We start from the raw sequence: 26237 nt of genomic DNA on the forward strand, positions 1-26237 counted from the left end.
AGAGCCGCTAACACAGATGTGATAACGGCATTGAATATAAAAAACCTATGCACTAGATTTTTACATAACAGTAGCGTAATTATAACATATTTTTTTTGATCACTCAATCGTATTTTCTTAGGAACTGCTAGTTTTGTCGTTTTCCGACGTATAAACAAAGTTCTTTTAACCGATCTGAATAAATTTCAGATGCTTCTAACGCTTGAAGCGCTCGGTCGATATGATCATCTAGCTTCTGTTTTGCCGCTTCCATACCTAAAAGAGATGGATAGGTTGTTTTATTATTATCCGTATCACTGCCGATGGGCTTGCCAAGCGTTGCTTCATCGCCCTCAATATCTAATATGTCATCGCGAATTTGAAAAGCAAGTCCTAAATTCGAGCTAAATTCCTGTAGCTTTTCAATTTGAAAGTCGGTCGCACCTGCTAAAATAGCACCTGCTGTGACACAAAAAGATAGCAGCTTTCCTGTTTTATGATGGTGAATGTACTCAAGCTCTGACAGCGTAAGGGGCTGTCCCTCGCCTTCCATATCAGCGACCTGTCCTCCAACCATTCCTTCTGCTCCTGCGCATGTGGCAAGTGTCGAAACAAGCCTTACCTTCATTGCATCCGTTACGTCTGGATGAGTGGATGAGACGAGGACGTCGAAGCTGTTTGTTAGCAGGGCATCACCTGCTAAGATCGCCATTGCTTCACCAAATACTTTATGATTGGTCGGCTTTCCTCTGCGTAAATCATCGTTGTCCATACTTGGTAAGTCATCGTGAATTAATGAATATGTATGAATCATCTCAACCGCGCACGCTGCTTCTACCCCCATCATCTTATCTTTTCCAAATGCTTCGAGCGTAGAAAAAATAAGCAATGGGCGAAGTCGCTTTCCACCTGCCGTTAATGAGTACATCATGGAATCTTTAAGCGTTGCTGGAGATGCAAGCGGCTGAACAACACTTGGTAGAAGTGCCTCGATTTGTACTCGTAGCTCTTTTAAGTAGGTATCAAAGTCTAGCTCTCTCACAATCATTCTTCCTCCTGCACCACAAACGCCTCTAGCTGACCATCTTCGCGAAGAATTTGCTCCATTTGTTTTTCAATTTTCTGCAGTCGCTCATGACAAAACTTTGAAAGCTCCATTCCCTGTTGAAAGTGCTCAATGGCTTGTTCAAGAGGTACATCGCCTTCTTCAAGCTTCGTTACAATCGTTTCTAGATCTTCCATCGCTTCTTCAAATGTACGTTCTTCTTTTTTGCTCATATTATCGCTCCTCCACTTTTGCCACTTCACATTCGATTTGTCCATCGGTTAGACGGATGTTGACTTTGTCACCGGTTGTGATGTTCTTTGTGCTTTTTACTAGTTCATTCTCTTCATTATAAACTAAGCTGTAGCCGCGCTCCATCGTCTTTAACGGACTTAGCGCATCAAGCTTAGATGCAAGGGAACCGAAGAGAAGCTGCTTTTGCTTCAGCAGGTTTTGCATTTCTTTTGATAAGCTTTTCGTTAGCATCTCTGTGTGTTCATGAGCCTGCTTGATTTTTTCTTGAGGATGATTTCGCTTAAGACGTTGTGTCAGTGCCTCTTTGGCATCGATTTTTGCTTGAAGCGCTCTTCCCATTTCTTTATGTAAACGATCCATCATGCGATCTAAATCTTGTTCCTTCTGCTCTAACAGCCGCTGTGGGTAACGGAATGCGTAAGACTTTTGAGCATTTTTTAATCGCTCTTTTGACGCAGTCATACGCTCACGAACGGCACGCATCATTCGAATATTTCGCTGTTTAAGGCGTTCCATGACTTCAGACAAATGAGGAACGGCAAGCTCTGCTGCCCCCGTTGGTGTAGGAGCTCGCAAATCTGCGACAAAGTCAGCAATAGTAAAATCCGTTTCATGGCCGACTGCTGAAATAATTGGAATGTGCGACTGAAAAATAGCTCTCGCAACCTCTTCTTCGTTAAACGCCCAGAGCTCCTCAATGGATCCGCCCCCGCGTCCAACAATTAAAGTATCAATCATGTCCATCTCATTCGCCTTTTGGATGGCCTCAATGATAGACGGCCCTGCTTTTACACCTTGAACAAGAGCAGGTATTAGGATAACTCGTGCGACCGGATAGCGCCTTCTGAGCGTCGTCATAATATCCCGAACCGCGGCACCTGTTGGAGAGGTGATGACACCTATACAGGTCGGGTAGGCAGGAATGCTTTTTTTATACTGTGGACTAAACAATCCTTCCTTCTCAAGACGTTCTTTTAGTTGCTCATAGGCTAAATATAAGCTTCCAATTCCATCGGGCTGCATTTCTTTTACGTACACTTGATAATTTCCGCTTGGTTCATAGACAGCTACCTCACCCCGAACCATGACCTTCATTCCTTCTTGGGGTTGAAAAGCTAAAGAACGGTTATTCGCTGCAAACATAACCGACTGCATGCGGGCACTCTCATCTTTTAACGTAAAATACATGTGACCACGGCTATGACGCTTGAAGTTAGAAATTTCCCCTTTAATCCATATATCACGAAGATGAGGATCTACATCGAATTTCCGTTTAATATACCGAGTTAGAGCGGTTACCGTTACATATTGAACTTCACTCACCTGCATCTTCTCCTTTATCAGAAATACCTGTATAAACCTTTGAAAGGTTGCTTCACAAGGAATCGCAGCTGTTCGCAACCTTATAAAAAGCAACCTTTTTTCATTCTCTTATGATAAAGACGTTAGCACTCTAGATAATACACCGTTGATGAAACGGCTTGATTGTTCGTCACTAAAGTTTTTTGCTAATTCCAACGCTTCGTTCATTGTCACGTTTACAGGAATATCTTCTTTATATTTGATTTCGAATATGGCTAAGCGTAGAATCGCACGGTCTACGGCTGCTACACGCTCTAACGTCCATTTTTCTAAATTGTTGCGCAGTAGCTCATCAATTTCTTGCTGATTTTCCACTGTTCCTAATACGAGTAGCTCTAAAAATTCGTCTACTTTGTCTGTCTTAATTACGTTTTGAATAGCCTCCGCTGGCTCCATTTTCCCTAAATCACATTGAAACAAAGCTTGAAGCGCTTTTTCACGTGCTGTACGTCTTTTCATTCCATTTTTCTCCTTTATTTTACCTTATCAAAAATTCCATAACATGATAATAGCATAGTTTCTATTCATGAGTACACCTTGTCCGGCTTTAATGTAATATACAGACTATTTCGGCTTTTTTATTTCACCCATTGTTTTATCATAACAGTCTCGTTTTTATTTTACGTTTCGACCGCCTGCATTTCAACAGGAACTCTTTTCTTTTCTTCCCAAAGAAAAAAGGCTGTCAGTAACAGACAGCCTTTTTCTGTGCGCAAGCTAACGATGCTTACGATTCTAGGACTTCTTCTTGCTTTGAGGTTTCAAATTGAACGCCAACAATATGAATGTTCACTTCGTCTAAGTTAATAGCGGTCATCGTTTGTAACGCTTGACGAACATTATCTTGCACTTTTTGAGCAACCACTGGAATGGATACGCCAAATTTCATTGAACAATATACATCGACTTTGATGCTTGCTTCATTCAATTCAACCTTTACACCTTTACCGTGATTTTTCTTTCCAAGTCGTTCGACCACACCGCTTGCAAAGTTACCACGCATTGATGTTACACCTTCTACCTCTGAAGCAGCGATTCCGGCAATAACCTCAATAACTTCGGGAGCAATTTCAACTCTCCCTAAAGATTGTTGGCTTTCTTCCATTTCTAAAACATGATTTTCGTTCATAAGAACACCTCCTATAATCTATACTATACTACGAATTCATTACGTCATGTAATTCAAGAAATTTCGTATTGAATTCTCCTGATACAAACTTTTCGTGATTGAGTAGTTTTAAGTGGAATGGAATGGTTGTTGAAATTCCTTCTACCGCAAACTCACTTAGTGCACGCTTCATTTTTGCGATCGCCTCTTCACGCGTATCCGCATGAACAATTAGCTTCGCAATCATGGAATCGTAGAATGGTGGAATTGAATAGCCTGGGTATACAGCAGAATCGATACGAACTCCGTATCCACCTGGCGCTAGGTACATGTTAATCTTACCTGCTGATGGCATGAAATTCTTTTCTGGGTTTTCTGCGTTAATACGGCACTCAATCGCCCAACCAGAGAACGTAACATCTTCTTGCTTGTAGCTAAGCTTCTCGCCATTGGCTACTTTGATTTGTTCTTTGATTAAGTCAATTCCCGTTACCATTTCCGTTACCGGATGCTCTACTTGAATACGAGTATTCATTTCCATGAAGTAGAATTTCTTTTCACGATAATCATAGATGAACTCAACTGTTCCTGCACCCATATAGTTTACAGCTTCTGCCGCTTTTACAGCAGCTGTTCCCATTTTCTCGCGCATATCTGCATCAAGAGCTGGTGATGGAGATTCCTCAATTAACTTTTGAAGACGACGCTGGATGGAACAATCACGCTCACCTAGGTGAATTGTATTACCGAACGAATCAGCTAATACTTGAATTTCAACGTGACGGAAATCTTCGATATACTTTTCAATATATACGCCTGGATTACCAAAGGCTGTAGCAGCTTCTTGCTGAGTGATCGAAATGCCTTTGATCAACTCTTCTTCGCTTTTCGCTACGCGGATTCCTTTTCCTCCGCCCCCTGCTGTTGCTTTAATAATAACAGGATAGCCCATATCGTTTGCTAAAGATACACCGTCTTCTGGCGTTTCAATAATTCCCTTCGATCCAGGAACAACCGGAACACCAGCGTCACGCATTGTTTCTCTTGCCACGTCTTTTGTACCCATTTTATTAATTGCTTCAGGGCTTGGCCCAACAAAGGTAATGTTACACTCGCGGCATAGTTCAGCAAAGTCTGCGTTCTCTGCTAAGAATCCATAGCCCGGGTGAATAGCGTCACAGCCCGTAAGCGTTGCAACGCTCATAATGTTTGTAAAATTTAAGTAGCTATCTTTAGAGGCAGTTGGTCCAATACAGTAAGCTTCATCAGCTAGCTGTACGTGCAGTGACTCACGATCTGCTTCAGAATAAACGGCAACAGCTTCAATTCCCAATTCTTTACACGCACGGATAATACGGACAGCAATTTCTCCACGATTGGCAACTAATAGCTTTTTAATCATAGCCATTCTCCTTTAGTCAGCTTTCACTAAGAAAAGTGGTTGTCCGTATTCTACAAGCTGTCCATTTTCTGCAAGAATCTCCACTACTTCTCCATTTACCTCTGCTTCGATCTCGTTAAACAATTTCATTGCTTCAACGATACATACTACGCTATCTTTTTTCACTTTGTCGCCTACAGACACGTATGCCCCTGATTCTGGTGAAGAAGACGCATAGAACGTTCCTACCATTGGTGAAGTAATTTTATGTAGGTTTGCATCACTTGCTGGCGCTTTTGGTGCTTCCTCAGCAGGTTGAGCTGCTGGTGCAGCCGGAGCCGGTGCAGCAACTGCTTGTGGCTGAGCTACTTCTGGTGCTGGTGCTGATGCAACTACAACAGGCGCTTGCTTGGAAAGGATTGCATCCTTTTTCTTCATTTTAATTTTTGATCCTTCATGCTCGTACGTAAATTCCTCGATGGATGATTGATCAACTAATTTAATAATTTCACGAATTTCTTGAATCTTGAGCATATTTGACACTCCTATCTCTTCACTATTTCTTAGGTATCTCTCTTATCATACGATATATCGAACAATAAATTCAACGAAACACCTGCGGTTGTGATTTTATAGTTATTATCTAGTACTAATATAAGATTTTAAAACCTATTTCCAACCCTATTTTAGCACATCCCCCTTTTAGAATGAAGAGGTGTTTTCTCCTAAAGCGTTTGTTCCATAAAAAAAGCCGTATGCAAAACCTCTTGTTAAAGAGGTGCATACGGCCTTCTTCTTATTTGCTGCTTGCCGGTTGGAACTCTACAGATACAAGCTTATTCCCTAGCTCTTTTTCAACAAGCTGCATGATTTTATTCGCTTGCTCAGGTGATTTTTTCTTCGAGCTTACCGTTACTTTCACTTGCCCACCTTCTGTGCGAACAAGCGCATCTTTGTAACCATTTGACTTGATCATATCTTCTAAAAATCCTTCTTTTTCGGAAAGCTTCGCAAGCTCTTCAAGCTGGTCTTTTGCTTTGCTTTTCTCTTCTGGCGTGTAGTCACTTGACGCTACAACATCATTGTATTGCTCCATTAATTTGCTGCGCTCGTCTTCAATGTTTAAGCGAAGAGCCGTAAACATGTCATTTGTGTCAACTGTTGATACTTCAGCCGTTGCTTTTTCTTTTTTATCAGACGCTTTTGCGGATTTTTCTTTTGCATTCTTTTGCTCTTCCTTCTTATCGACAAATGCTACGTTGTCTTTTGGATTTTCTGGTGATGTAATATAGTAAACCGATAATACAACCACTAAACTAAGCATTGTTAATAACCAAACCGTTTGTTTTTTTAACAACATTTTTTAATCCCCCTTAGGTTTTTTCGGTAAAACTGCTACTCTATAGCTTGGTACATCAAGTACTCTTGTTACCGCATCAATAATCCACTTTTTCACTTCTATATTTTCAGCACCTCGGGCGACGACTAGTACGCCACGAACTTTTGGTTTTTCTGTTTTGACCACAACTGCTGCTTCCCCGTCTCCTTTTCGCAGAACGACGAGCTTTTCATCAGTTGTCGTTTCATTGATTCCTCGTTTTCCACCTTGTTCATCTGACTCTTCTGTTTTTTGCGTTTTATTTGTATGGTTTTTCTCAAACACGGTTGCTCCTGTTCCGTCTAGGTTGATAACCACTTCCACATCATCTACGCCAAGAACGCTATCAAGCGCATCTTTGAGCTGGGTCTCGTAATGATCTTCGTAATCACTGACCGTTTTTTTTCCTTTACTTTGTCCGAATACAGGCGTCTCTTTCACAGTACTACTGACTTCCGCTGCTTTTTCAGAAGAAGGCTGCAGTGCTTTTTGAATATTTCCTACTAGCATGATGGCAATTCCGATTCCCAGAAGTAAAAGAATGTAGAGCGATTTTGAAGACTTTTTTCCTGATGACCCTTTGATAAAGCTACCGAATATCTTCGCTAAAAAAGAGCGATCATTATTGGGTTCCTTGCTCATTCTCTTTTTGTTCCCCTCCCGTAACCACGATTTGACTTTTTTGTATGCCCCAATGATTTGCTAAAAACGAAATAATTTGTTTTGTATGCTTAGTCTGCTTTTGATCTGGCTGCGACTTGGAGGTATCGATAGAGACGATTTCCACATTAGCGATTTCCTTTGAATTCGTGCCGGCTTTTAAGTTCACTTGCACAGATTCAATATGCTTGCCAATGGTTTCAATCGTTGGCTCTTCGGTTGTTTGTTTCGGTTGAATTTGAATGTGGTCTATCGCTACACCATACTGCTTCATCAACTCCTCTTTTACCTCTGTCTTCATTTGGACAGCCATTTGTTCTAAAATATATGCACGTTGTGATGCTTGTATTTCTTTTTTCTTAAAATCTACTAAATTTTCTACACTTTTTTGTTCTGTTAAAGAAGACAGCCGCATTGAAGACCACAGTTTGTCCACATCTACGTTTAAAAGTTTGAAAACAGGTGTCACGATGATCAAAATGAGTAAAAGGCCAACGACCATTTTTGTGTATTTTTGAAAATTTGAGTTTGGTAGCAGGAGGTCAATGATGGTCGCAAGCAGGATAAACAAGATAATATTCGTAATCCATTCCGTTAAAGCCGACATAGAGATCCTCCTTTCTTTACCGCACCATCATCGTGATATTACTTGCTGTAATAATGACGGTTAGTGCTAGGAAAAACATAAGAGATACAACGGCTAGAGCAGCGAAAATATAGATGACGCTTTTACTAATAACACTTAAACAAGTAATGACAGGCCCTCCGCCAATGGGCTGGAGAAGTGCGGCGGCTAATTTATAAATAATCGCGATGGATAGCACCTTCATCGCAGGAAACGCGACGATCATAAGTAAAATTCCTACCCCCGCAATGCCAATCGTGTTTTTTAATAGTAGAGAAGCACCTAACACCGTGTCAGTCGCATCCGTGAAGACTCGTCCCACAACCGGAATAAAATTTCCCGTAATAAATTTAGCTGTTCGAATCGTAATCCCATCTGCTACAGCAGAAGTTGTTCCTTGTACGGATATGACACCCAAGAAGACGGTCAAAAAGATTCCGAGTAAGCCGATGCTGATATTGCGAAGGAGCTGTGCAAGCTGTGTCACTTTGTATTGCTCAGATATAATGCTGACAATGCTGAGCAGTGCGGATAAAAAGAGCAGTGGCATGATGATGTATTGAATAAGCAACCCGCTTGTATTCATGAGGAAGATGATGACTGGATGAAAGAAAGCGGCTGAAATAATTCCTCCTGAAGTGGTCATAAGCGCAAGAAGGAGAGGAATGAGCGCTAAAATAAAGTGAATCATCGTATCAATGGCTTCTTTTGTATAAGAAATGGCGATATGAAAGCTGTTCAATGCAATAATGATGAGTACCATGTAAATAAGCGCATACGCGACTTTGCTTACGGCCTTTTGTTCAAAGGCATTTTGCAGGTTTTGGAGAAATACGCTAAAGATGGTGAGCATGATGAGCGTACCGAGCAATTTGCCATTTGCGATTACTTCATGAAAGAAGAACTTTATGAACCCCGTCATCCATTCTTTAAATGAAAACTTCTTCTCCCCTTTTAAAAAATCGACGAGGCTGCCTTTTTGACTTTCAGGAAGGAAGCCTCCGTATTCCGTTAAAATATCATCCCAATATTGTTTAATTTCATTGACCCCTAAGCGATCGAGCTGTGTATTCACGATCTCTTGCTGGGGGTCAGCTGCTTGTACAGGTTCAGCGCTTATAAAAAAGAAAATACACGCCCCTATTACGATACCAAGGAGCCATTTCATAGAGTCACCCCTCATTGTGTTTCACCTTTCTTTAGGACGGGAGCATAGAGATGATCGTTTCAATGATGACGGTTAAAATAGGAATGGCCATGGAAAGAATTAAAATTTTCCCTCCAAGCTCAATTTTAGAAGCAATGGCTCCCTGCCCCGCGTCCTTCGTTACTTGTGCACCAAATTCTGCAATATAGGCGATGCCAATAATTTTTAGGATGGTTTCTACGTAAACCATATTTACATGTGCATTTGCAGACAGCCGTTCAATCATATGAATAATGTCGGAAATTTGATCAACTAAAAATAGAAAAATAACGCAGCCTACAAATACAACAAGTAGAAAAGCAATCGACGATTTATGCTCTTTTAAAATAATGGCCAAAAATGTTGTGACAAGGCCCAGCCCTACGATTTGAATCATATCCACGGTGATTCACCTACTTTAACCTTGAAATAGGAAGACAGCCTTAATTTTTTTAAACAAATCATCCACGATGGACGCCACCATAAATAAAATGTAAATAAAACCGATTAAGGTAACCCAATTTGCATAATCCTTCTTCCCCATTTGCTCGAGGACCGTGACGAGAAACGCCACGACGATTCCCACCCCTGCAATTTGGAAAATTGTATTCATATCTACTCCCATGAACCCTTTCCTCCTGCCCTTTACATGAGTAAAATGATAAGTAATAATCCTGCTAAAAAGCCGATGCTCTTCATCATGCGTTCATAGCGGTTTTGCTGATCAACAGCATCTGCTTCTTCTCGCTCGAGGTGATTGAGCGCGAGTAAAATATGCTTTTGCTGGGAATAACGATCGTGCTGTCCGAGCGTTTCCCCAAACTGCTTCAAAATTTCAATCTCCGGCTTTTTTAATGCCGTTTTCCCCCACGACTCTTCAACACTTGCAAACCAGGCGCTTTTTACACTTACTTCCTCGTCTTCTAGCTTGTCAGCAAACAGGGTGAATAGCATTGAGAGGGGCATTGGAATTTGTGCAGCAATTGTCGCAGAGGCTTCGCCTACAGAACGATGACTGTACATAATTTCAGCTTCTAGGGACCGAAGTGCTGCTTTTAACTGACGGAGCTGACGCGTACGTTCGCTAAGTCGTTTGGCAAATTCAAATCCAACGAGCGTACAAGCAACAAGAACCATTACGGCACCAATGAGCTTCATCGTCTTCCTCCTTCGAGAACCGAAAGTGGAAGAGCCGTAAAATCTTTGTCATATATTCCTTGAATCGTTCCGGCACCGTTTTTAGCCGTAAGAACAAGAAAACGCTCAAACACACCCGCGTTCATAAGCGATGACAGAGAAGGTCGCTTTAACAAATCGTCTAGCTGTGTACCATGAACGGTCATAATAACTTTCACACCCGCATTCATCGCCTCTAATACGGCCTCACAGTCTTCCATACGCCCGACTTCATCTACAACTAACACATCTGGACTCATGGACCGAATCATCATCATCATGCCTTCAGCTTTCGGGCATGCATCAAGTACATCTAAGCGCGATCCAAAGGTGTGTTGCGGAACACCTTTTACACTTCCAGCAATTTCAGAGCGCTCATCTACAATGCCTACCTTCATCGGTTCAATATCAGCCATTCCTGTACTAATAACGCGTGCTAAATCCCGAATCATCGTCGTTTTTCCCGACTGAGGAGGGCCAATGATCGCCGTATGTGCCCATGAGGAGCTTCCTTTAGCGTACAAATGCGGCACTAATCGCTCTGCAATTCCGAGCTTTTCCTTCGCAATTCGAATATTAAATGACGTCACGTCTCGGATGACCTTCACTGCCCCGTTCTCTGTCACTACTTTCCCGGCTAGCCCCACCCGATGTCCACCTTCAATGGTGACGTAGCCTTTCTTTAATTCCTCCTCAATCATATAAATGGAGAAATGACTAAGCTTATTTAAAATAAACCCCGCATCTTCCGTTGTTAGAAAATATGGTTGAAAAATTGGCCTTCCTCTCACAATGAGCTCCAGGGGCCGATCTACCCGTAACCGTATTTCTTCTAAATAAGCCGAGGCAAGATGTGCCTCAATGATCCCTACAACGTGTTTTGGCAGCATTTTAGAGACGGATTCGATCACGTTTTACACATCCCTTTGCTTGTTCATTATTCATTTCAATGTATGCACGCTCGTACACAATATGCCTGACCACGTGCTTTTCTTCTTCATTACTTAAATACACCGACTAAAATCATAATGACGCCTACTGCAATGAGTGCTATTTTTCCAAATGACAGCTGATCTGCGACAGCAACAAGCCCAATCGTGAACGAAGAGACCATGACGAGCGGTCCTACTAAAGCTAGTAAACTATTAATCATGAGCGCCTTTTTCACGTCGTTACTCGTAAAGATTAAAATCGCTGCAACAAACTCAATAAATGAGGATACAAAGCGTAAACAAGCCATAGTTAGTACAGAACTATTCATTCCTGCTAGTAAATGTTTCATTCTTTCCTCCTAAACGATCTTTTAATAGACGACTGGATACTTTGTACAATTTATGCGGAAAGCCCGGTATGTATGATAGAGGATTTTATATAGGGGCATAAAAAAAGAGAAAATAGTAGAGTTGAGAGAAATAAAAAAACAGCCCGATCTAGTGGGACTAGATCGGGCTGTTTGAATTAATTATGCACGAGAAACGTAGCTTGCATCTGTTGTGTTAATGATTAACACATCTCCTTCATTAATGAAGAAAGGAACTTGTACAGATAAACCTGTTTCAAGAATAGCTGGTTTTGTACCGCCTGAAGCTGTATCACCTTTAATTCCTGGTTCAGTTTCTGCTACTTTTAATTCTACTGTGTTCGGAAGCTCAACACCTAGTGTTTCGCCTTGGAACATCATGATGTGAACAGACATGTTCGCAAGTAAGAATTTTAGTTCATACTCAATTTGGTTACCTGGTAATTCAAGTTGTTCATAAGATTCTGTATCCATGAATACGTGTTGATCACCGTTTGCATATAGGTACTGCATTTGACGGTTTTCAATTTGAGCTTTCGCTACTTTTTCACCAGCACGGAACGTTTTTTCTTGAATCGCTCCTGTACGAAGGTTACGAAGCTTTGAGCGAACGAACGCTGCTCCTTTGCCTGGTTTTACATGTTGGAATTCAACTACGCGCCAAATTCCGTTGTCAACTTCAATTGTTAAGCCTGTACGAAAATCGTTTACTGAAATCATGAAGTAAATCCTCCTACACTATTATAAAATAATTAACTCTTTCGACGAATGAGTCAATGATTCATTACCAGTTTGTGTAACGATCGTATCGTCTTCAATACGAACTCCACCAAGTTTCGGAATATAGATTCCTGGCTCTACGGTTACAATCATTCCTGGCTCTAACACATTATCAGATCGGAAAGATAAAGCAGGTCCTTCGTGAACCTCTAAGCCAATGCCATGACCTGTCGAGTGACCGAAGTATTCGCCGTACCCTTTCTCCGCTATGTAATCACGAGTTAAAGCGTCTGCTTGCTTTCCTGTTAAACCAGGCTTAATACCATTCATTCCACGTAACTGCGCTTCTAATACTACATCATAAATCGTACGAAGCTCATCGCTTACTTCTCCTACTGCTACTGTACGAGTCACATCAGACACATAGCCTTGATATAATGCACCGTAGTCCATTGTCACAAACTCACCTTTTTCGATGACCTTTTCAGAGGCAACACCGTGTGGTAGAGCTGAACGATAGCCTGAAGCCACGATTGTATCAAAAGAAGATGATGTAGCGCCTTGTTTACGCATAAAGAATTCAAGCTCATTGCATACTTCTAACTCAGTAACTCCAGGTCGAATCACTGTCAAAATGTGTTCGAATGCCGCATCAGCAATTTTTGCAGCTTCCTTTAATATCTTAATCTCTGCTTCGCTCTTAATCAAGCGTAACTTTTCTACAGCGTTTGAAACCGGTACAAGTTCAGCCTCTACTGCCTTGTCATACGTCTGGAAGCTTGAGTACGTAAGATGATCTTGTTCAAACCCAAGACGCTTAATTCCCATCTTTTTCGCCACTTCTGCTACTTCGTCCGTGATCAGTCCTTTATGCTGAACGATCTCAAATCCGACCGCTTGCTTTGTTGCTTGCTCTACATAGCGAAAATCTGTAATAAACGCTGCTGCATCCTCAGAAATAAGGACAACGCCTGCAGATCCAGTGAAATTTGCTACGTAACGACGGTTGAACTCACTCGTGATAAGCATTCCGTCGACATTAAGATCTTTAAACATTTCGCGAAGCTTCGTTAATTTACTCATTTTCTTTCCCCCTTAAATGTTGAAGCATAGCTAAAAGCCCTAGCTCATAGCCATAAAAGCCCAATCCTACAATTTGTCCAATTGAAACCGGAGCCGTGACCGAATGATGACGGAACTCTTCCCTCGCATGAACGTTTGAAATATGTACTTCAAGAACAGGTGTCGAAATACCTGCTATGGCATCTCGAATCGCATAGCTGTAGTGAGTAAAAGCACCAGGATTGATGATCACACCATCATAGTCGGTATCAGCCGCATGAAGTTGGTCAATAATTGCCCCTTCATGGTTTGACTGGAACGTCTCTAAGTTGATGCCCTCGCGTTCCGCTACAAGCTGCAAGCCACTCTCTAGCGTTGCGAGCGTTTCACCACCGTAAATACCTGGCTCTCTTACCCCTAAACGATTAAGATTCGGGCCATTGATAACGAGTAATCTTTTCACTCTATGACCTCCTCCGCTTCCACCTTTTTTCCGATGAAAAAAGAATGTTCATTACCTAGAACATTCTACCATAGAAATGAACAGAACTCACTCTTCATTGACTGTAGCTTGGTCAGAGTCTTTTAGATTTAAGGCTGATGCTTCAAAGGAAATCGAGTACCCAACGAACACACCGTACAAAATGTAAAAGCAGATGCTCGTAATAATCGTATTTTTATCCAGCTCGCTAACGGTTTTGATATCTGGAAATAGGGGATTTAACACATAAAAGACCAAAACCCATAAAACAAGTCCGAACAGCATGCTAATCCAAACTCTCATATAATTCTTCAGCGTGACCTGATATAAAATGGCGACAACAATGGAAATAATTCCGAGGATAATCATGCTCACAAAGTTTCCCATCGCCTTCTCTTTCCATTCACCAAGTGCCCAAGGCTGTAAAATAACGTTTGGGCTAATTTCTGTAAAATGGAATAGATATGCAATATAATTAAGAAAACTCCAAAACACACCACCGACAAATCCAATGGACACTGTTTTTAGCATATAGGACGTTTCTTTGCTATTTTGACTTTGATGTTCTTGTTCTTCTGTCACTTTTCTTCACCTCTGTTTCTTAGTATGAACCGAAACAAAAATTCTATTTCTATACGTAACCAAAATTGTTCATTTTTTCGTTTATCTATCTGCCCCTTCATTGAATATAATGACTCCATAACACAGCATGTCGCATCTCGTTTTCATATGGAATAGAATTTTATAAGAAACAAAAGGGAATTACTGGTGTATCTTTGGATTTTCTTGGCTAAAATAGAGAATATACATCGACCTAGAGGTTTATTTCAAATTCCTGTAGAATATAAAATACAAATAAGATATTTTACGAAGTTAGGTTGGTGACTTACATGTCAGACGCACAAAAACCCATCTATGGTGGTCAAGCCGTAATGGAGGGAGTCATGTTCGGAGGTAAACGTTCTCTTGTAACCGCGATTCGGCGCAAGGATCAAACGATTGAATACTTTCACTCAAAGCGAAAATCTTCTCCCTTTCTTACAAAGCTCAAAAAAATACCATTTCTAAGAGGAATTGCTGCGATTATTGAGGCAAGTGCAAATGGAACGATGCACTTGAACTTCTCCTCTGAACGATATGATCTTGATCCTTCTGAAGATGCTACATTAGCTGAAAAAAAGGAATCCAGGTTATCGCTTGTTCTAGGTGTGGCAACGCTCGGTGTTCTCTCTTTTCTTTTTGGAAAAGTATTATTTACGTTAATTCCGGTTTTTCTCGCCCAGCTAACAAGACCTATTTTCTCTTCTGATCTTTCGCAGATTTTAATAGAAGGTTTGTTTAAGCTCATTTTACTGCTCGTGTACATTTACGTCATTTCACAAACCCCGCTCATTAAGCGTGTTTTCCAATATCACGGGGCGGAACATAAGGTGATTAATGCGTACGAAAATAAGCTTCCGCTAACGGTCGAAAACGTGCAAAAAAGTTCGCGACTTCATTACCGATGCGGCAGTAGCTTTATTTTATTTACAGTAATCGTTGGGGTATTTGTCTATATGCTCGTCCCGCTTGATCCGTTATGGCTTCGAATTGTGGACCGCTTGCTTTTAATTCCTGTGGTACTCGGCATTGCTTTTGAAGTATTGCAGCTAACGAATAAAGTTCGCGACATTCCGGTTCTTCGTTTCTTAGGATACCCTGGGCTATGGCTTCAATTGTTAACAACAAAAGAACCAAGCGATGATCAAGTAGAAGTGGCCATTGCTTCATTTAATGAATTATTACGTATTGAATCTGAGGACATTCAAACCGAAGATAAAATTGTATAACCCTTCTTTTTACTGTTTGAACATAATGTGGAGGTGACCTTCTTATGAGACGTTCTGCTAAACCTATTGTTTATGTATTAATTACGCTTGGAATTTTCGGTTTGTTGGCCAGTGTGATAACCCATCCTGCTCAATTGATGAGACAGCTTTTATATATGGGGATTTTTGCGGGGATTATTTATGTATTGTACCGCTTTGTTTTCCGGTCGCCTCAGTCAACGACACAGGATCGTCAATATTTACGCGCGGTAAAACAATCGAAGCATCGTTCGAAGACGAAAAGTACGACAAAAGGCAAACCATCAGCGCGTATTCATTCAGTCTCTGGCTCATCAAAAGGGCAAAGTTCAAGCAAAACTTTAAAGAAAAAACGATCCAATACCCACCTTACCGTCATAGAAGGGAAAAAGGGCAAAAAGAAAAACCGTGCCTTTTTCTAATAAAAAAATCATCGCTCCTGTGGGCGATGATTTTTTTGATTAATAGGACCACTGCTGAAGAAAAGCCTCTGCTCTTAGTTTCCCAAGTAAGACAAGCTGCTGCTTTCGCTCTTCAGTCAGCTGAAAATCAATAATTCCTTGTTGATCGACGGGAATAAAAATAATATTTTGAGCATGGCGCTTAGAAATATACCGCGCATCATGTGCATCCTTCATCGTTTCAAAGAGAGCACCAAACAACCCAATTGCATTGTGAATTTCTTTTTTCTCCGGTTCACACTCTTCTGCTGTAATAAGATTAATTCCTAACACTGGGCGTACCTTCGGCTTCCGCTCATCATCAAACAGCCAAATGGGGAAATTACTTAGTACTCCTCCGTCTACGATAAGCGACGTTTGGCTAACGCTTTTTAAGCGAACCGGTTCGAAAAAGTACGGAAGGCTACAGCTCATGCGCACTGCTCTTGAAATAAAAAAAGTAGCAGGATCAATTCCATAAAGAGGCAAATCGTCTGGAAGGACAAGAATGCGCCCATTCGTTAAGTCAGAAGCCACAATACGCAGCGAATGCTCAGGAATATCACCGAATGTGATAATGCCTCTTTGCTTTAATTTATTGTATAACCATCTTTCTAATTTATCTCCTTTATATAGCCCCATCTTCCAATATAACGACAGCCATTTTGTTAAGGAAAAGGGAATGAATCGTGAACGGCGATCTAATAGATTATCAGCATTCAATTCTTCAAGCATGGAGATAAGTTCCCCACTAGAATAACCGGCTACGATGAACGAAGAAAGGATAGCCCCTGCGCTTGTGCCTGCTACCCTTCGAAACACAAATCCCTTTTCTTCTACAGCTTGAAGAGCGCCTATTAAAGCTAATCCTTTAATTCCACCACCTGAAAACACACCGTCAATGTACATAAATGACCTCCAACAATCATTTGTACATCTTTAATCGAAAACATAGGTAAATATGCTTAAAAAAAATCATTTTCTCTCATTACCTACAGTTGTAGGTAGAAGGGAGAAAATGATTTTTTTAGGACGGCTGATCTTCCTCGTTTTTCTTTTGCACGAGTCGAAGCTCTTCTACACGATCTTGACCCTCTTCAAAATATTGAACCAAATCACCGATTCGATCGATGGAATTCCAGCTTAAGTGGTGCTCAATTCCTTCAACGTCTTCGTAAATATTTTCCTCATCAACGCCAATGATACGAAGAAATTGCTCCAATAGCTCATGGCGATACACGAGACGTTTTCCAATCTTTTTCCCTTTGGTTGTCAGCACTAGGCCACGGTATTTTTCATAAACCAAATATTCGTCTTTATCGAGTTTTTGCACCATTTTTGTTACAGAGGAAGGATGCACTGCTAACGCTTCTGCAATGTCCGAAACCCTTGCATATCCCTTATCTTCAATTAACATATAAATTTGCTCAATATAATCTTCCATACTTGGGGTAGGCATGGCTTCTCCTCCAATACTTCTCTTATTATGTATTCGTTCATACCCGGATTGTTTCATTTATAGAATTTCTCATCAGCGAGGATTTTATGGCCTGTGTTTGTTGGATAATTGCTGAGGCTGCTGCTGAAATGTAAAGCGTTACCAATACTTTTCGAATAAGAAAGTCAACGTAAATTTTACTATAAAAGAGTACCATTTACAAGCACAGAGGGTGAGCCAGACAGGTTTGTCCCCTGCTAGCTCACCCTTCCTACTTGTATAATCACTCTATGTTTAGATGTAAATTATAGTCCACATTTTAACTGTGCATTACAGTTTGTACACGTGTTACAGCCACCAATTTCTTCGACTGTTCCTTGACGGCAAACTGGGCATGTATCGCCAACATCAGAGCCGATTTTGCTTTCATCGTATGAAATGCTTAGTGATACGTGCTCTTCTGTTACCACTTCTTGCTCTTGAACGTCTTCTTCAAACGTATTTTCTTCTGCCTTTAGCGTTAGAACCTGTGCATCACGGCTACCATCTACGTATACCGTACCGCCTTTTGCACCGCCTTTGTATAGACGCTCATATACTTTTTTCACTTGCTCAACCGTATAACCACGAGGTGCGTTAACAGTTTTACTGATGGAGCTATCCACCCAGCGCTGAATGATGCATTGTACATCAGCATGTGCTTCTGGAGCTAGTTCCATAGCAGAAATGAACCACTCTGGTAATTGATTTGGATCTGCTTCTGGATGCTGATCTAAATACTCTTGAACGATGTCTGCTTTTACTTCAATGAACTTCCCAAGACGCCCACTACGGAAGTAAGAGAAGGAGAAGTATGGCTCAAGACCTGTTGATACGCCAACCATCGTACCTGTGCTTCCTGTTGGTGCAACCGTTAGAAGGTGAGAGTTACGAATTCCATATGCAGCAATTCCTTCACGAACATCTTCAGGCATTTTCTTTAAGAATCCTGTTTCAGTGAACGCTTGACGAAGACGCGCTGTCTCTTCCTCTGTTTCACCAACTAGGAACGGGAAGCTTCCTTTTTCTTTTGCTAATTCAATTGATGCACGGTAAGCCGTTGTCGCAATTGTTTCGAATACGCGATCGACCATTTCGTTTCCTGCTTCAGAACCGTACTCTGTTTCACAGTAGATCAGAAGATCATGCAGACCCATTACGCCAAGGCCAACGCGACGCTCGCCTAATGCCTGCTTTTTATTTTCTTCTAGGAAGTAAGGTGTTGCGTCAATTACGTTATCCTGCATGCGCACGCCTACTTCTACCGTTTGTTTCAATTTATCGAAATCAACTGTTTTCGTTTCTTTGTTCACCATTTGTGCTAGGTTCACCGCTGCAAGGTTACAAACGGAAAATGGTGCAAGTGGCTGTTCTCCACACGGATTTGTTGCGACTACCTTTTGACCGTATGCTTTCGCATTTGTCATGTCGTTCGCATTGTCGATGAAGAAAATGCCAGGCTCTGCTGAGTACGTTGCACAAACGTTAATTAAGTTCCAAAGCTCTTTTGCTTTGATTGTGCGATACGTACGTACGCGGAAACCAAGTTTTTCCCACTCACGAACATCGCCTACTTCATGCCATTTTTCGTTGTAGGCTTTCATTTCTTCTTCCGTATATGATTCAACATCTGGGAAGCGAAGCTCGTAGTCACCGTCGTTCTCAACAGCTTCCATGAAATCATTTGTTAGACAAACTGAAATGTTGGCACCTGTTAAGAAATCAGGATTATGAACGCTGAACGTGCCGCCAATACGAAGCTTTTCTTCTGCGTCTTTAATAATTTTATCGTTAAATCCACCCATGCCTGGAATTTGCTTGTAGTTCACAATTCCTTGGTACATCGCAATTTCTTGCTCTGTAAGCGGCGTAAACTTCAGCTTATCTTCCGCTGCTTTTTTAATTTGTGGATCGTTCGTGTTTTCAATTAAGAAACGTAAAATACGTGGATTTTGCATTTTTGAAATGATGAATTCCACGATATCCGGATGGAAATCTGCAAGCATGATCATTTGCGCGCCGCGTCTTGATCCACCTTGCTCTACTAAATGTGTAAGCTTCGCAATATCGTCTAACCATGAAACGGAACCAGATGATTTACCATTCACGCCTCTTGCTAGGGCATTACGCGGGCGAAGGGTTGTACCATTTGTTCCAACACCGCCACCGCGGCTCATGATTTCCATTACTTGCTTACGATGCTCTGAGATGCCTTCACGTGAATCTTGTACGAACGGCATTACGTAGCAGTTAAAGTACGTTACGTCTGTTTCTGCACCAGCTCCGTACAGGACGCGCCCTGCTGGAACGAAGTTCAGGTTCACAAGCTCATGATAGAACTTTTGGAACCATTCTTGACGTTTTTCCTCTGTTGTTTCAGAAGAAGCAAGTCCAGTTGCATTACGCTTTGCAATTTGTTCGTAGTAAATTTCAAGGGGCTTTTCAATCACATCTAGTGAACGAACAACTAATCCGCTCTTTGCTTCTGTCGCATCTAGCGCGCCGCGTGATTCTTCCTCTACTAAAATAGTAGCTGTTTTATGCTCCCAATTAATTTCTTTAATATAACCTAATCCTCTTGCTGGGAATTTAGGATCTTCTTTTACCGTTAGGACAACGAAGTCCCCTTCTGAGAGAGTTGTTTTCTCTGTGTCTTTGAATGCATAGCGATCTAGCATTACGAGGCGAGATACCCCTTTATGAGTTAATTTCATATCAGATGTAACGGGGTGTACTTGAGTAAATTTCTCAATATCTTGATTCAACTTTTCAATATTCATTACGGGCTTTTCGTTAATTAAAACTGCCATCTTCACAACTCCCTTGTTTCCTTACTCTATCTAAGTGTCTCAGCCGATTATCTTTCCATAATATAGAAAAATCATTTCGAGCGATAAACTTAAGTTATCATAATTCAAAGACCAATTCAATATATAGTATCTACCAAAATAAAACTAATACCACATGTTGAAAAGTCAAGCTAAAAATTTAAAACTCGAACGAAAAAACTGTTGACTTTTGTATCGTTAATGGGGGAACGTACATTCACCTTTTTGTGAAATAATTTCGTTTTTTCGAAACTATTTCGCATTTTGGTGAAGCAGAAAAAGATTTGCTTACACGTTCTATACCCGTTCTCAAAAAGATATCGCCCATTGCCATTAGCTCGATGTGCTCGAACGATATAAGGCATTGGGCGATATCATTATCTACTTATCGTGTACAAGTAAACAATTTTAGCGTCGGAAATTCCATTCATCGGACGCATATTTGCTTTTTGCAATTTCTTGAACGTATGCTTCTTCTTCTTCAGTAAGCGTATAAGGCTCTAAATTGATGTCTAATCCCTTCATAAACCCTTTGTAGAACGCTTCTTTCGCTTCGTCAATTCCAATTGAACGGTTCGCGATATCATTCATCGCTACCGCCTTTTTACGAAACGCACGCTGCATACGCTCCTTCACACGGTCATTTGGGTACTTAAAGACGCTGAATAGCTTATCTTCGTCTAGATCTAGTAGGATGGAACCGTGCTGCAGGATCACACCTTTTTGACGCGTCTGAGCGCTTCCTGCTACCTTTCTCCCCTCTACTACTAGCTCGTACCAAGACGGCGCATCAAAACAGACAGAGGAACGAGGATTTTTCAGGCTATTTCGTTCTTCTTCTGTACGAGGAACCGCAAAATATGCCTCGAGTCCTAGTGAACGGAATCCTTCTAAAATTCCTTCTGAAATAACGCGGTACGCTTCTGTAACGGTTTTAGGCATATTTGGATGCTCTTCCGTTACGATTACGCTATATGTAAGCTCATGCTCATGCAATACGCCTCTTCCGCCGGTCGGGCGTCGCACAAAACCTAATCCTAATTCTTTTACTTTTTCTAAATCAATTTCTTTTTCAGCTTTTTGGAAATAGCCAATTGATAAAGTAGCCGGGTCCCATCCGTAAAAACGAATCGTTGGAGGAATTTCTCCTTTACTATGCCACTCTAACAACGCCTCATCTAATGCCATATTGTAATAGGGTGAACAATTACCTGAATCTATGAATCGCCATGTTTCTTTCATTTACCTCAACCTCAACTTTGTCGTAGAAATAAAATGACACTTTTTATAGTCTATCAAAAGTTTGAAAGGAGTAAAAGAAATACGTTATATTTCCAACCGCTTGTGTGAACATTTAACGATTTACCCCCGGAAAAGAAAGCTTTTTCACAAAGTCATCACAGTTTGTTTCACATAACTTGCATATTCTCTTTACTTCTAAAAACATTCACTTATATAATAGGAATATGGATTTAGTCGAAGAAGGGAACGATTTGCATGTGGTATACAATATTAATCATCTTAGCTGCTTTCATCGTATACTCTGTCATTATGTTTGTTTATCAGCGTAAGATTATGAAAACATTGACAGAAGAAGAATTTCGCAATGGGTATCGTAAAGCACAACTAATCGATATTCGTGAGCCGAACGAATTTGAAGGCGGCCACATTTTAGGAGCTCGAAACATTCCAATTTCACAGTTCCGTATGCGTACGAAAGAACTACGCAAAGACCAGCCAATTTATTTATATTGCCAAAACGGTGTACGTGTAGGCCGTGCGGCACAAATGCTTCGTCGTCAAGGCTATCGTGATATTTATCAGCTAAAAGGCGGCTTCAAGCAATGGACTGGAAAAATCAAATCAAAAAAATAAACGGTTCGTTTTATTCATAAAAAATCCCGCTCTCCTAAGGTGAGCGGGATTTTTTGATTACTGTTCTTTTTGGTAACGCAACACTGGCTTTCTTGCTGCAAGCGTTTCGTCTAAGCGTTTCACAACTGTCGTATGAGGCGCTTCCTGAACGATTTCTGGATTTTCCTCTGCTTCTTTCGCAATTTGAATCATTACGTCAATAAATGCATCGAGCGTTTCTTTTGACTCGGTTTCAGTCGGCTCAATCATCATGCTCTCCTCTACGATCAGTGGGAAGTAGATCGTTGGCGGATGATAACCAAAGTCTAAAAGACGCTTCGCAATATCAAGCGTACGAACGCCGAGTTTCTTTTGACGTTTTCCAGATAGGACGAACTCGTGTTTACAATGACGATCAAACGGCAGGTCATAGTGCTCAGCGAGACGACGCATCATATAGTTTGCATTAAGTACGGCGTTTTCCGTTACTGCTTTTAAACCATCTGGGCCCATTGAGCGAATGTACGTATAAGCACGAACGTTAATGCCGAAGTTTCCGTAGAATGGCTTCACGCGGCCGATAGCCTGTGGTCGATCATATTCCAAATGGTAACGATCCTCTACCTTCACTAGTACCGGCTTCGGTAGGAACGGAATAAGATCCGCTTTTACCCCTACAGGACCTGAACCTGGACCACCACCACCGTGAGGACCCGTGAACGTTTTATGAAGATTTAAATGCACAACGTCAAATCCCATATCTCCTGGGCGTGCTTTACTGAGTACAGCGTTTAAATTCGCACCGTCATAGTAAAGCTTTCCCCCAGCTCCGTGAACGATCTCAGCCATTTCTAAAATATTTTCTTCAAATAAACCAAGCGTATTTGGATTTGTGAGCATAAGGGCAGCCGTGTCTTCTCCGACAACGCGACGTAGATCGTCTAAATCAACTAACCCCTGATCATTTGACTTTACCGTCACCGTTTCAAGTCCTGCAACCGTTGCGGATGCTGGATTTGTTCCGTGAGCAGAGTCAGGCACGATTACTTTTGTACGGTGATGATCACCGTTTGTTTCATGGAACGCACGAATGAGCATAAGTCCTGTCCATTCCCCGTGAGCCCCGGCTGCTGGTTGAAGCGTCACTTCATCCATGCCCGTAATTTCTTTTAAATGCTCTTGAAGATCGTACATTAATCCTAGCGCACCTTGTACCGTGTTTTCTTCTTGAAGCGGGTGAATATGAGCGAACCCAGCCATACGCGCTGCCTGTTCGTTCACTTTCGGATTGTATTTCATCGTACAAGAACCTAGTGGGTAAAAACCAGAGTCAACCCCATGATTACGTTTAGAGAGGGCTGTGTAATGACGCATAATATCAAGCTCAGATACTTCTGGAAGCTCAGCTTCTTCTGTTCGAATGTATTCGGAAGGAATCACTTCTGCAACGTTGACTTCCGGCACGTCCAATTCAGGAAGTGAATAACCAATACGACCTTCTTTGCTCAGTTCAAAAATAAGCGGTTGATGTTCATTAAGCATGGATATCCCCCAATTCCTTCACAAGATTATCGATTTCTTCTTTTGTACGAAGCTCGGTTACAGCAATCAGCATATGATGAGCAAGCTCTTCGTAATCACGTCCAAGATCGTATCCGCCAATCATTCCTTTTGCAAGCAATTCCGCGTTTACTTTTGAAACCGGTGCTCCAACGTTTACGACAAACTCGTTAAAGAACGCGCCGTTGAACACAACGTCCATTCCCGCCTCTTTAAACGCACTCGCCGCGTAATGTGCTTTTGAGATATTCTGAAGAGCAATCTCTTTTGCACCTTGTTTCCCAAGAGCCGTCATCGCAACAGAAGCAGCGAGGGCATTTAGCGCTTGGTTTGAACAAATATTAGACGTCGCCTTATCACGACGAATGTGCTGCTCGCGTGCTTGAAGCGTGAGCACAAATCCACGTTTTCCGTCTTCATCAACTGTTTGACCAACAAGACGACCTGGAATTTTACGCATTAATTTTGTTGTAGTCGCAAAATATCCACAGTGAGGGCCACCAAACTGTGTTGGAATACCAAATGGCTGTGCATCTCCAATGACGATATCCGCTCCGAATTTCCCAGGAGGTATTAACGCTCCTAATGCAAGTGGATTGGAGGAAACAACGAACATTCCTTTTTCACTGTGCGCAATTTGTTCAATTTCTTTCAGCGGTTCAATTTGACCGAAGAAATTTGGGTATTGAACGATGACACACGCAACGTCTGCATTCATCTCATTTTGAAGCGCCTCAACATCTGTTACGCCATCTTTTAATGGAATCTCCGTTACGTCAAGATATTGCCCTTTTGCATATGTTTGCAATACGGCACGAGATTCTGGGTGAACAGCTGCCGATACAAGAATACGTTTTTTTCTCGTTTGACCTGCACTTAGCATTGCTGCTTCAGCTAAAGCTGTTCCGCCGTCATACATGGAAGAGTTCGCAACATCCATTCCCGTTAATTCGCAGATCATCGTCTGGAATTCGAAAATAGCCTGTAGCTCCCCCTGTGAGATTTCTGGCTGGTAAGGCGTATAAGCCGTATAAAATTCAGATCGTGAAATAACATGGTCAACAATCGTCGGTGCATAGTGATCGTATACACCTGCTCCTAAAAAGGATGCATATTCCTTTAAATTTGCATTTTGTGCCGCAAGGCGAGTAAGCTCTTTTAACAACTGAGGCTCTGATGCTGCCTTTTTGATGTTATATAATCCTTTGAAACGAACGCTTTCTGGAATATCTGCAAACAGTTCATCAACTGATTGCACACCTACTGCTTCTAACATTTGACGCTGATCTTCTTCTGTCATGGGCAAATAACGATGTACCATAGTTCCTGCTCCTCTCCCACATTCCTACATTATTTTGAACGTTTATAAAAAGGCGTTGCGACTACTTTCGCTTTTACACGCTTATTGCGAATTTCCACTTCTACTTCTTGATCAAGCTCACTATATGAAACATCTACTAACGCAAGGCCAATGTTACGCTTTGTCAGCGGAGACTGCGTGCCTGTTGTCACTTCTCCAATGCGCTCATCCCCAACAAATACATCATAGCCATGGCGAGGAATACCGCGATCGATCATTTCAATTCCCACTAATTTTCGGGAAAGTCCTTCTTCTTTTTGGCGCTTGAGCGTTTCTTGACCAATAAAGAAGTCTTTATTAACCTTCACCGCAAAGCCAATTCCTGCTTCAATTGGTGTAATATCCTTTGATAGCTCTTGGCCATATAGAGGAAGAATGGCTTCAAATCGAAGCGTATCACGGGCACCAAGTCCACACGGAACGGCACCATCTTCTTTTCCTGCTTCTAAAATCGCATTCCAAAGTGCCGGAGCATCATCAGAAGGGCAATAAATTTCAAAGCCGTCCTCACCTGTGTAACCTGTACGAGACACAAGAGAAGGTACGCCGTTGATGCTTACATTCTCTTTAAAGGCGAAGAAGCCAATAGACGCTAAGTCTTCATCTGTTAACTTTTGAAGCACCTTTTCAGCTAATGGACCTTGCAGGGCAAGCTGAGCAATTTCATTGGACTGATTATGTAGCGTCACATCACCTTCAACATGAGATTGTAACCAATCGTAATCTTTCTCAATGTTTGCGGCATTTACGACTAGTAGATACACATTATCCGATTTTTTGTAGATCAAAAGATCGTCTACTGTTCCACCATCTTCATAACACATTGCTGTGTACTGTGCTTTCCCATCCTTTAGCTTTGACACATCATTAGTCATGACGCGCTGTAAAAAAGCAAGGCTGTCTGCACCTGTTACTTCAATTTCTCCCATATGAGATACGTCGAATAATCCTGCTTTCGTACGAACAGCCTCGTGCTCTTCTTTAATAGAAGAAAACTGCACAGGAAGCGCCCATCCACCAAAATCAATCGTTTTAGCTCCATACTCTTTATAGGTTAAAAACAAAGGCGTTTGTTTTAGCTCAGCCATTTTGATTCCCCCTCAACCACGTTTTTGTCAAAAAATAAGCATATAAAAAGACAGAGAACTCCTTA

The 26237-nt window shown here is 41.5% G+C and carries 30 protein-coding genes; 3 read left to right on the forward strand and 27 right to left on the reverse strand.

Annotated features, from left to right (window positions below):
* Positions 1–127 precede the first annotated feature (127 nt).
* From IE339_RS18610 to IE339_RS18705, 20 genes are all read right to left on the reverse strand, one after another.
* Entirely contained in the window at positions 128–1027 is a 900-nt protein-coding gene (locus IE339_RS18610; protein ID WP_242170017.1) for a polyprenyl synthetase family protein, read from the reverse strand.
* Positions 1024–1257, reverse strand: a complete 234-nt coding sequence (locus tag IE339_RS18615; protein ID WP_053402177.1) for an exodeoxyribonuclease VII small subunit — start codon at positions 1255–1257, stop codon at positions 1024–1026. The genes IE339_RS18610 and IE339_RS18615 overlap by 4 nt, the downstream gene beginning before the upstream one ends.
* A 1-nt stretch (position 1258) precedes the next feature.
* Positions 1259–2602 (reverse strand): exodeoxyribonuclease VII large subunit, encoded by a 1344-nt coding sequence (xseA, locus tag IE339_RS18620; protein ID WP_277933918.1) that lies wholly within the window; start codon positions 2600–2602, stop codon positions 1259–1261.
* 108 nt (positions 2603–2710) lie between these two features.
* A complete protein-coding gene (gene nusB, locus IE339_RS18625) occupies positions 2711–3100 on the reverse strand; it encodes a transcription antitermination factor NusB (protein WP_242170020.1) in 390 nt (129 codons plus the stop codon).
* Positions 3101–3368: 268 nt separating this feature from the next.
* Positions 3369–3770, reverse strand: coding sequence for an Asp23/Gls24 family envelope stress response protein (locus tag IE339_RS18630; protein ID WP_242170023.1), 402 nt, complete (start codon positions 3768–3770; stop codon positions 3369–3371).
* A 28-nt stretch (positions 3771–3798) separates the two neighbouring features.
* Positions 3799–5151 (reverse strand): acetyl-CoA carboxylase biotin carboxylase subunit, encoded by a 1353-nt coding sequence (gene accC, locus IE339_RS18635; protein ID WP_242170026.1) that lies wholly within the window; start codon positions 5149–5151, stop codon positions 3799–3801.
* 12 nt (positions 5152–5163) lie between these two features.
* A complete protein-coding gene (accB, locus tag IE339_RS18640; RefSeq protein ID WP_242170029.1) occupies positions 5164–5664 on the reverse strand; it encodes an acetyl-CoA carboxylase biotin carboxyl carrier protein in 501 nt (166 codons plus the stop codon).
* A gap of 262 nt (positions 5665–5926) precedes the next feature.
* Positions 5927–6490, reverse strand: a complete 564-nt coding sequence (locus IE339_RS18645) for a SpoIIIAH-like family protein (protein WP_242170032.1) — start codon at positions 6488–6490, stop codon at positions 5927–5929.
* A gap of 3 nt (positions 6491–6493) precedes the next feature.
* Positions 6494–7150 (reverse strand): stage III sporulation protein AG, encoded by a 657-nt coding sequence (spoIIIAG, locus tag IE339_RS18650; protein ID WP_242170035.1) that lies wholly within the window; start codon positions 7148–7150, stop codon positions 6494–6496.
* Positions 7131–7775 (reverse strand): stage III sporulation protein AF, encoded by a 645-nt coding sequence (gene spoIIIAF, locus IE339_RS18655; RefSeq protein WP_242170037.1) that lies wholly within the window; start codon positions 7773–7775, stop codon positions 7131–7133. The genes spoIIIAG and spoIIIAF overlap by 20 nt, the downstream gene beginning before the upstream one ends.
* Positions 7776–7791: 16 nt before the next feature.
* A complete protein-coding gene (gene spoIIIAE, locus IE339_RS18660) occupies positions 7792–8961 on the reverse strand; it encodes a stage III sporulation protein AE (protein WP_242170040.1) in 1170 nt (389 codons plus the stop codon).
* A 31-nt stretch (positions 8962–8992) separates the two neighbouring features.
* Positions 8993–9376 carry a stage III sporulation protein AD gene (gene spoIIIAD / locus IE339_RS18665; protein WP_053402331.1) on the reverse strand — a complete coding sequence of 128 codons (384 nt, stop codon included), beginning with the start codon at positions 9374–9376 and terminating at the stop codon, positions 8993–8995.
* Positions 9377–9397: 21 nt separating this feature from the next.
* Positions 9398–9604 (reverse strand): stage III sporulation protein AC, encoded by a 207-nt coding sequence (spoIIIAC, locus tag IE339_RS18670; protein WP_053402167.1) that lies wholly within the window; start codon positions 9602–9604, stop codon positions 9398–9400.
* A 20-nt stretch (positions 9605–9624) separates the two neighbouring features.
* On the reverse strand, positions 9625–10137 hold the full coding sequence (gene spoIIIAB / locus IE339_RS18675) for a stage III sporulation protein SpoIIIAB (RefSeq protein ID WP_242170045.1): 513 nt from the start codon (positions 10135–10137) through the stop codon (positions 9625–9627).
* Positions 10134–11063, reverse strand: coding sequence for a stage III sporulation protein AA (gene spoIIIAA, locus IE339_RS18680; RefSeq protein WP_431522791.1), 930 nt, complete (start codon positions 11061–11063; stop codon positions 10134–10136). The genes spoIIIAB and spoIIIAA overlap by 4 nt, the downstream gene beginning before the upstream one ends.
* 92 nt (positions 11064–11155) lie before the next feature.
* Positions 11156–11437: a YqhV family protein gene (locus IE339_RS18685; protein ID WP_242170046.1), complete on the reverse strand. Its 282-nt coding sequence runs from the start codon at positions 11435–11437 to the stop codon at positions 11156–11158.
* A gap of 180 nt (positions 11438–11617) precedes the next feature.
* Complete coding sequence (efp, locus tag IE339_RS18690) at positions 11618–12175, reverse strand: elongation factor P (protein ID WP_242170047.1); 558 nt, start codon at positions 12173–12175, stop codon at positions 11618–11620.
* Between the two features lie 21 nt (positions 12176–12196).
* On the reverse strand, positions 12197–13258 hold the full coding sequence (locus tag IE339_RS18695) for a M24 family metallopeptidase (RefSeq protein ID WP_242170048.1): 1062 nt from the start codon (positions 13256–13258) through the stop codon (positions 12197–12199).
* Positions 13251–13700, reverse strand: a complete 450-nt coding sequence (gene aroQ / locus IE339_RS18700; RefSeq protein ID WP_053402162.1) for a type II 3-dehydroquinate dehydratase — start codon at positions 13698–13700, stop codon at positions 13251–13253. Before aroQ ends, IE339_RS18695 begins: the two co-directional genes overlap by 8 nt.
* Before the next feature lie 87 nt (positions 13701–13787).
* Entirely contained in the window at positions 13788–14300 is a 513-nt protein-coding gene (locus IE339_RS18705; protein WP_242170049.1) for a YqhR family membrane protein, read from the reverse strand.
* A gap of 308 nt (positions 14301–14608) precedes the next feature.
* Between IE339_RS18705 and IE339_RS18710 the strand changes: the two genes are divergently transcribed.
* On the forward strand, positions 14609–15547 hold the full coding sequence (locus IE339_RS18710; RefSeq protein WP_242170050.1) for a DUF1385 domain-containing protein: 939 nt from the start codon (positions 14609–14611) through the stop codon (positions 15545–15547).
* Positions 15548–15591: 44 nt separating this feature from the next.
* On the forward strand, positions 15592–15987 hold the full coding sequence (locus IE339_RS18715; protein WP_242170051.1) for an SA1362 family protein: 396 nt from the start codon (positions 15592–15594) through the stop codon (positions 15985–15987).
* 39 nt (positions 15988–16026) lie between these two features.
* On the opposite strand, the gene IE339_RS18720 is transcribed toward IE339_RS18715, so the two are convergent.
* The 4 genes from IE339_RS18720 to IE339_RS18735 all read right to left on the reverse strand — a co-directional run bounded on the left by IE339_RS18720 (position 16027) and on the right by IE339_RS18735 (position 21552).
* The gene (locus IE339_RS18720) at positions 16027–16914 is read right to left on the reverse strand and encodes a patatin-like phospholipase family protein (RefSeq protein ID WP_242170052.1); all 888 of its coding nucleotides are present in this window, start codon (positions 16912–16914) and stop codon (positions 16027–16029) included.
* 118 nt (positions 16915–17032) lie between these two features.
* Complete coding sequence (gene mntR / locus IE339_RS18725; RefSeq protein WP_242176240.1) at positions 17033–17464, reverse strand: transcriptional regulator MntR; 432 nt, start codon at positions 17462–17464, stop codon at positions 17033–17035.
* Positions 17465–17748: 284 nt separating this feature from the next.
* Positions 17749–20292: a vitamin B12-dependent ribonucleotide reductase gene (locus tag IE339_RS18730; protein WP_242170054.1), complete on the reverse strand. Its 2544-nt coding sequence runs from the start codon at positions 20290–20292 to the stop codon at positions 17749–17751.
* A gap of 426 nt (positions 20293–20718) precedes the next feature.
* Complete coding sequence (locus IE339_RS18735; protein ID WP_242170055.1) at positions 20719–21552, reverse strand: lipoate--protein ligase family protein; 834 nt, start codon at positions 21550–21552, stop codon at positions 20719–20721.
* Between the two features lie 255 nt (positions 21553–21807).
* Here IE339_RS18735 and IE339_RS18740 point away from each other — a divergent pair, with 255 nt between their 5' ends.
* The gene (locus tag IE339_RS18740) at positions 21808–22185 is read left to right on the forward strand and encodes a rhodanese-like domain-containing protein (RefSeq protein WP_242170056.1); all 378 of its coding nucleotides are present in this window, start codon (positions 21808–21810) and stop codon (positions 22183–22185) included.
* Between the two features lie 57 nt (positions 22186–22242).
* Here the strand turns inward: IE339_RS18740 and gcvPB are convergent, their stop codons facing one another.
* Genes gcvPB through gcvT form a run of 3 tightly spaced genes read right to left on the reverse strand, consistent with a single transcriptional unit; the run spans position 22243 to position 26172 of the window.
* Positions 22243–23706, reverse strand: coding sequence for an aminomethyl-transferring glycine dehydrogenase subunit GcvPB (gcvPB, locus tag IE339_RS18745; RefSeq protein WP_242170058.1), 1464 nt, complete (start codon positions 23704–23706; stop codon positions 22243–22245).
* A complete protein-coding gene (gene gcvPA / locus IE339_RS18750; RefSeq protein WP_242170060.1) occupies positions 23699–25045 on the reverse strand; it encodes an aminomethyl-transferring glycine dehydrogenase subunit GcvPA in 1347 nt (448 codons plus the stop codon). The genes gcvPB and gcvPA overlap by 8 nt, the downstream gene beginning before the upstream one ends.
* 29 nt (positions 25046–25074) lie before the next feature.
* Positions 25075–26172: a glycine cleavage system aminomethyltransferase GcvT gene (gene gcvT / locus IE339_RS18755; protein WP_242170062.1), complete on the reverse strand. Its 1098-nt coding sequence runs from the start codon at positions 26170–26172 to the stop codon at positions 25075–25077.
* Positions 26173–26237 lie beyond the last annotated feature (65 nt).

Origin of the sequence: Priestia koreensis, assembly GCF_022646885.1 — a bacterium.
Classification (GTDB): domain Bacteria; phylum Bacillota; class Bacilli; order Bacillales; family Bacillaceae_H; genus Bacillus_AG; species Bacillus_AG koreensis_A.

Excerpts from the sequence above, each read along its gene's own strand:
- IE339_RS18630 (WP_242170023.1), bottom strand. The coding sequence starts at position 3,770 with ATGAACGAAAATCATGTTTTAGAAATGGAAGAAAGCCAACAATCTTTA.
- efp (WP_242170047.1), bottom strand. The coding sequence starts at position 12,175 with ATGATTTCAGTAAACGATTTTCGTACAGGCTTAACAATTGAAGTTGAC.
- gcvPB (WP_242170058.1), bottom strand. The coding sequence starts at position 23,706 with ATGCTTAATGAACATCAACCGCTTATTTTTGAACTGAGCAAAGAAGGT.
- accC (WP_242170026.1), bottom strand. The coding sequence starts at position 5,151 with ATGATTAAAAAGCTATTAGTTGCCAATCGTGGAGAAATTGCTGTCCGT.
- IE339_RS18685 (WP_242170046.1), bottom strand. The coding sequence starts at position 11,437 with ATGAAACATTTACTAGCAGGAATGAATAGTTCTGTACTAACTATGGCT.
- IE339_RS18720 (WP_242170052.1), bottom strand. The coding sequence starts at position 16,914 with ATGTACATTGACGGTGTGTTTTCAGGTGGTGGAATTAAAGGATTAGCT.
- spoIIIAC (WP_053402167.1), bottom strand. The coding sequence starts at position 9,604 with ATGGGAGTAGATATGAATACAATTTTCCAAATTGCAGGGGTGGGAATC.
- IE339_RS18610 (WP_242170017.1), bottom strand. The coding sequence starts at position 1,027 with ATGATTGTGAGAGAGCTAGACTTTGATACCTACTTAAAAGAGCTACGA.
- mntR (WP_242176240.1), bottom strand. The coding sequence starts at position 17,464 with ATGCCTACCCCAAGTATGGAAGATTATATTGAGCAAATTTATATGTTA.
- spoIIIAB (WP_242170045.1), bottom strand. The coding sequence starts at position 10,137 with ATGAAGCTCATTGGTGCCGTAATGGTTCTTGTTGCTTGTACGCTCGTT.
- IE339_RS18615 (WP_053402177.1), bottom strand. The coding sequence starts at position 1,257 with ATGAGCAAAAAAGAAGAACGTACATTTGAAGAAGCGATGGAAGATCTA.
- nusB (WP_242170020.1), bottom strand. The coding sequence starts at position 3,100 with ATGAAAAGACGTACAGCACGTGAAAAAGCGCTTCAAGCTTTGTTTCAA.
- spoIIIAG (WP_242170035.1), bottom strand. The coding sequence starts at position 7,150 with ATGAGCAAGGAACCCAATAATGATCGCTCTTTTTTAGCGAAGATATTC.
- IE339_RS18695 (WP_242170048.1), bottom strand. The coding sequence starts at position 13,258 with ATGAGTAAATTAACGAAGCTTCGCGAAATGTTTAAAGATCTTAATGTC.
- IE339_RS18740 (WP_242170056.1), top strand. The coding sequence starts at position 21,808 with ATGTGGTATACAATATTAATCATCTTAGCTGCTTTCATCGTATACTCT.
- IE339_RS18710 (WP_242170050.1), top strand. The coding sequence starts at position 14,609 with ATGTCAGACGCACAAAAACCCATCTATGGTGGTCAAGCCGTAATGGAG.
- spoIIIAD (WP_053402331.1), bottom strand. The coding sequence starts at position 9,376 with ATGATTCAAATCGTAGGGCTGGGCCTTGTCACAACATTTTTGGCCATT.
- spoIIIAE (WP_242170040.1), bottom strand. The coding sequence starts at position 8,961 with ATGAAATGGCTCCTTGGTATCGTAATAGGGGCGTGTATTTTCTTTTTT.
- gcvT (WP_242170062.1), bottom strand. The coding sequence starts at position 26,172 with ATGGCTGAGCTAAAACAAACGCCTTTGTTTTTAACCTATAAAGAGTAT.
- IE339_RS18715 (WP_242170051.1), top strand. The coding sequence starts at position 15,592 with ATGAGACGTTCTGCTAAACCTATTGTTTATGTATTAATTACGCTTGGA.
- spoIIIAF (WP_242170037.1), bottom strand. The coding sequence starts at position 7,775 with ATGTCGGCTTTAACGGAATGGATTACGAATATTATCTTGTTTATCCTG.
- accB (WP_242170029.1), bottom strand. The coding sequence starts at position 5,664 with ATGCTCAAGATTCAAGAAATTCGTGAAATTATTAAATTAGTTGATCAA.
- IE339_RS18645 (WP_242170032.1), bottom strand. The coding sequence starts at position 6,490 with ATGTTGTTAAAAAAACAAACGGTTTGGTTATTAACAATGCTTAGTTTA.
- gcvPA (WP_242170060.1), bottom strand. The coding sequence starts at position 25,045 with ATGGTACATCGTTATTTGCCCATGACAGAAGAAGATCAGCGTCAAATG.
- IE339_RS18735 (WP_242170055.1), bottom strand. The coding sequence starts at position 21,552 with ATGAAAGAAACATGGCGATTCATAGATTCAGGTAATTGTTCACCCTAT.
- IE339_RS18730 (WP_242170054.1), bottom strand. The coding sequence starts at position 20,292 with ATGGCAGTTTTAATTAACGAAAAGCCCGTAATGAATATTGAAAAGTTG.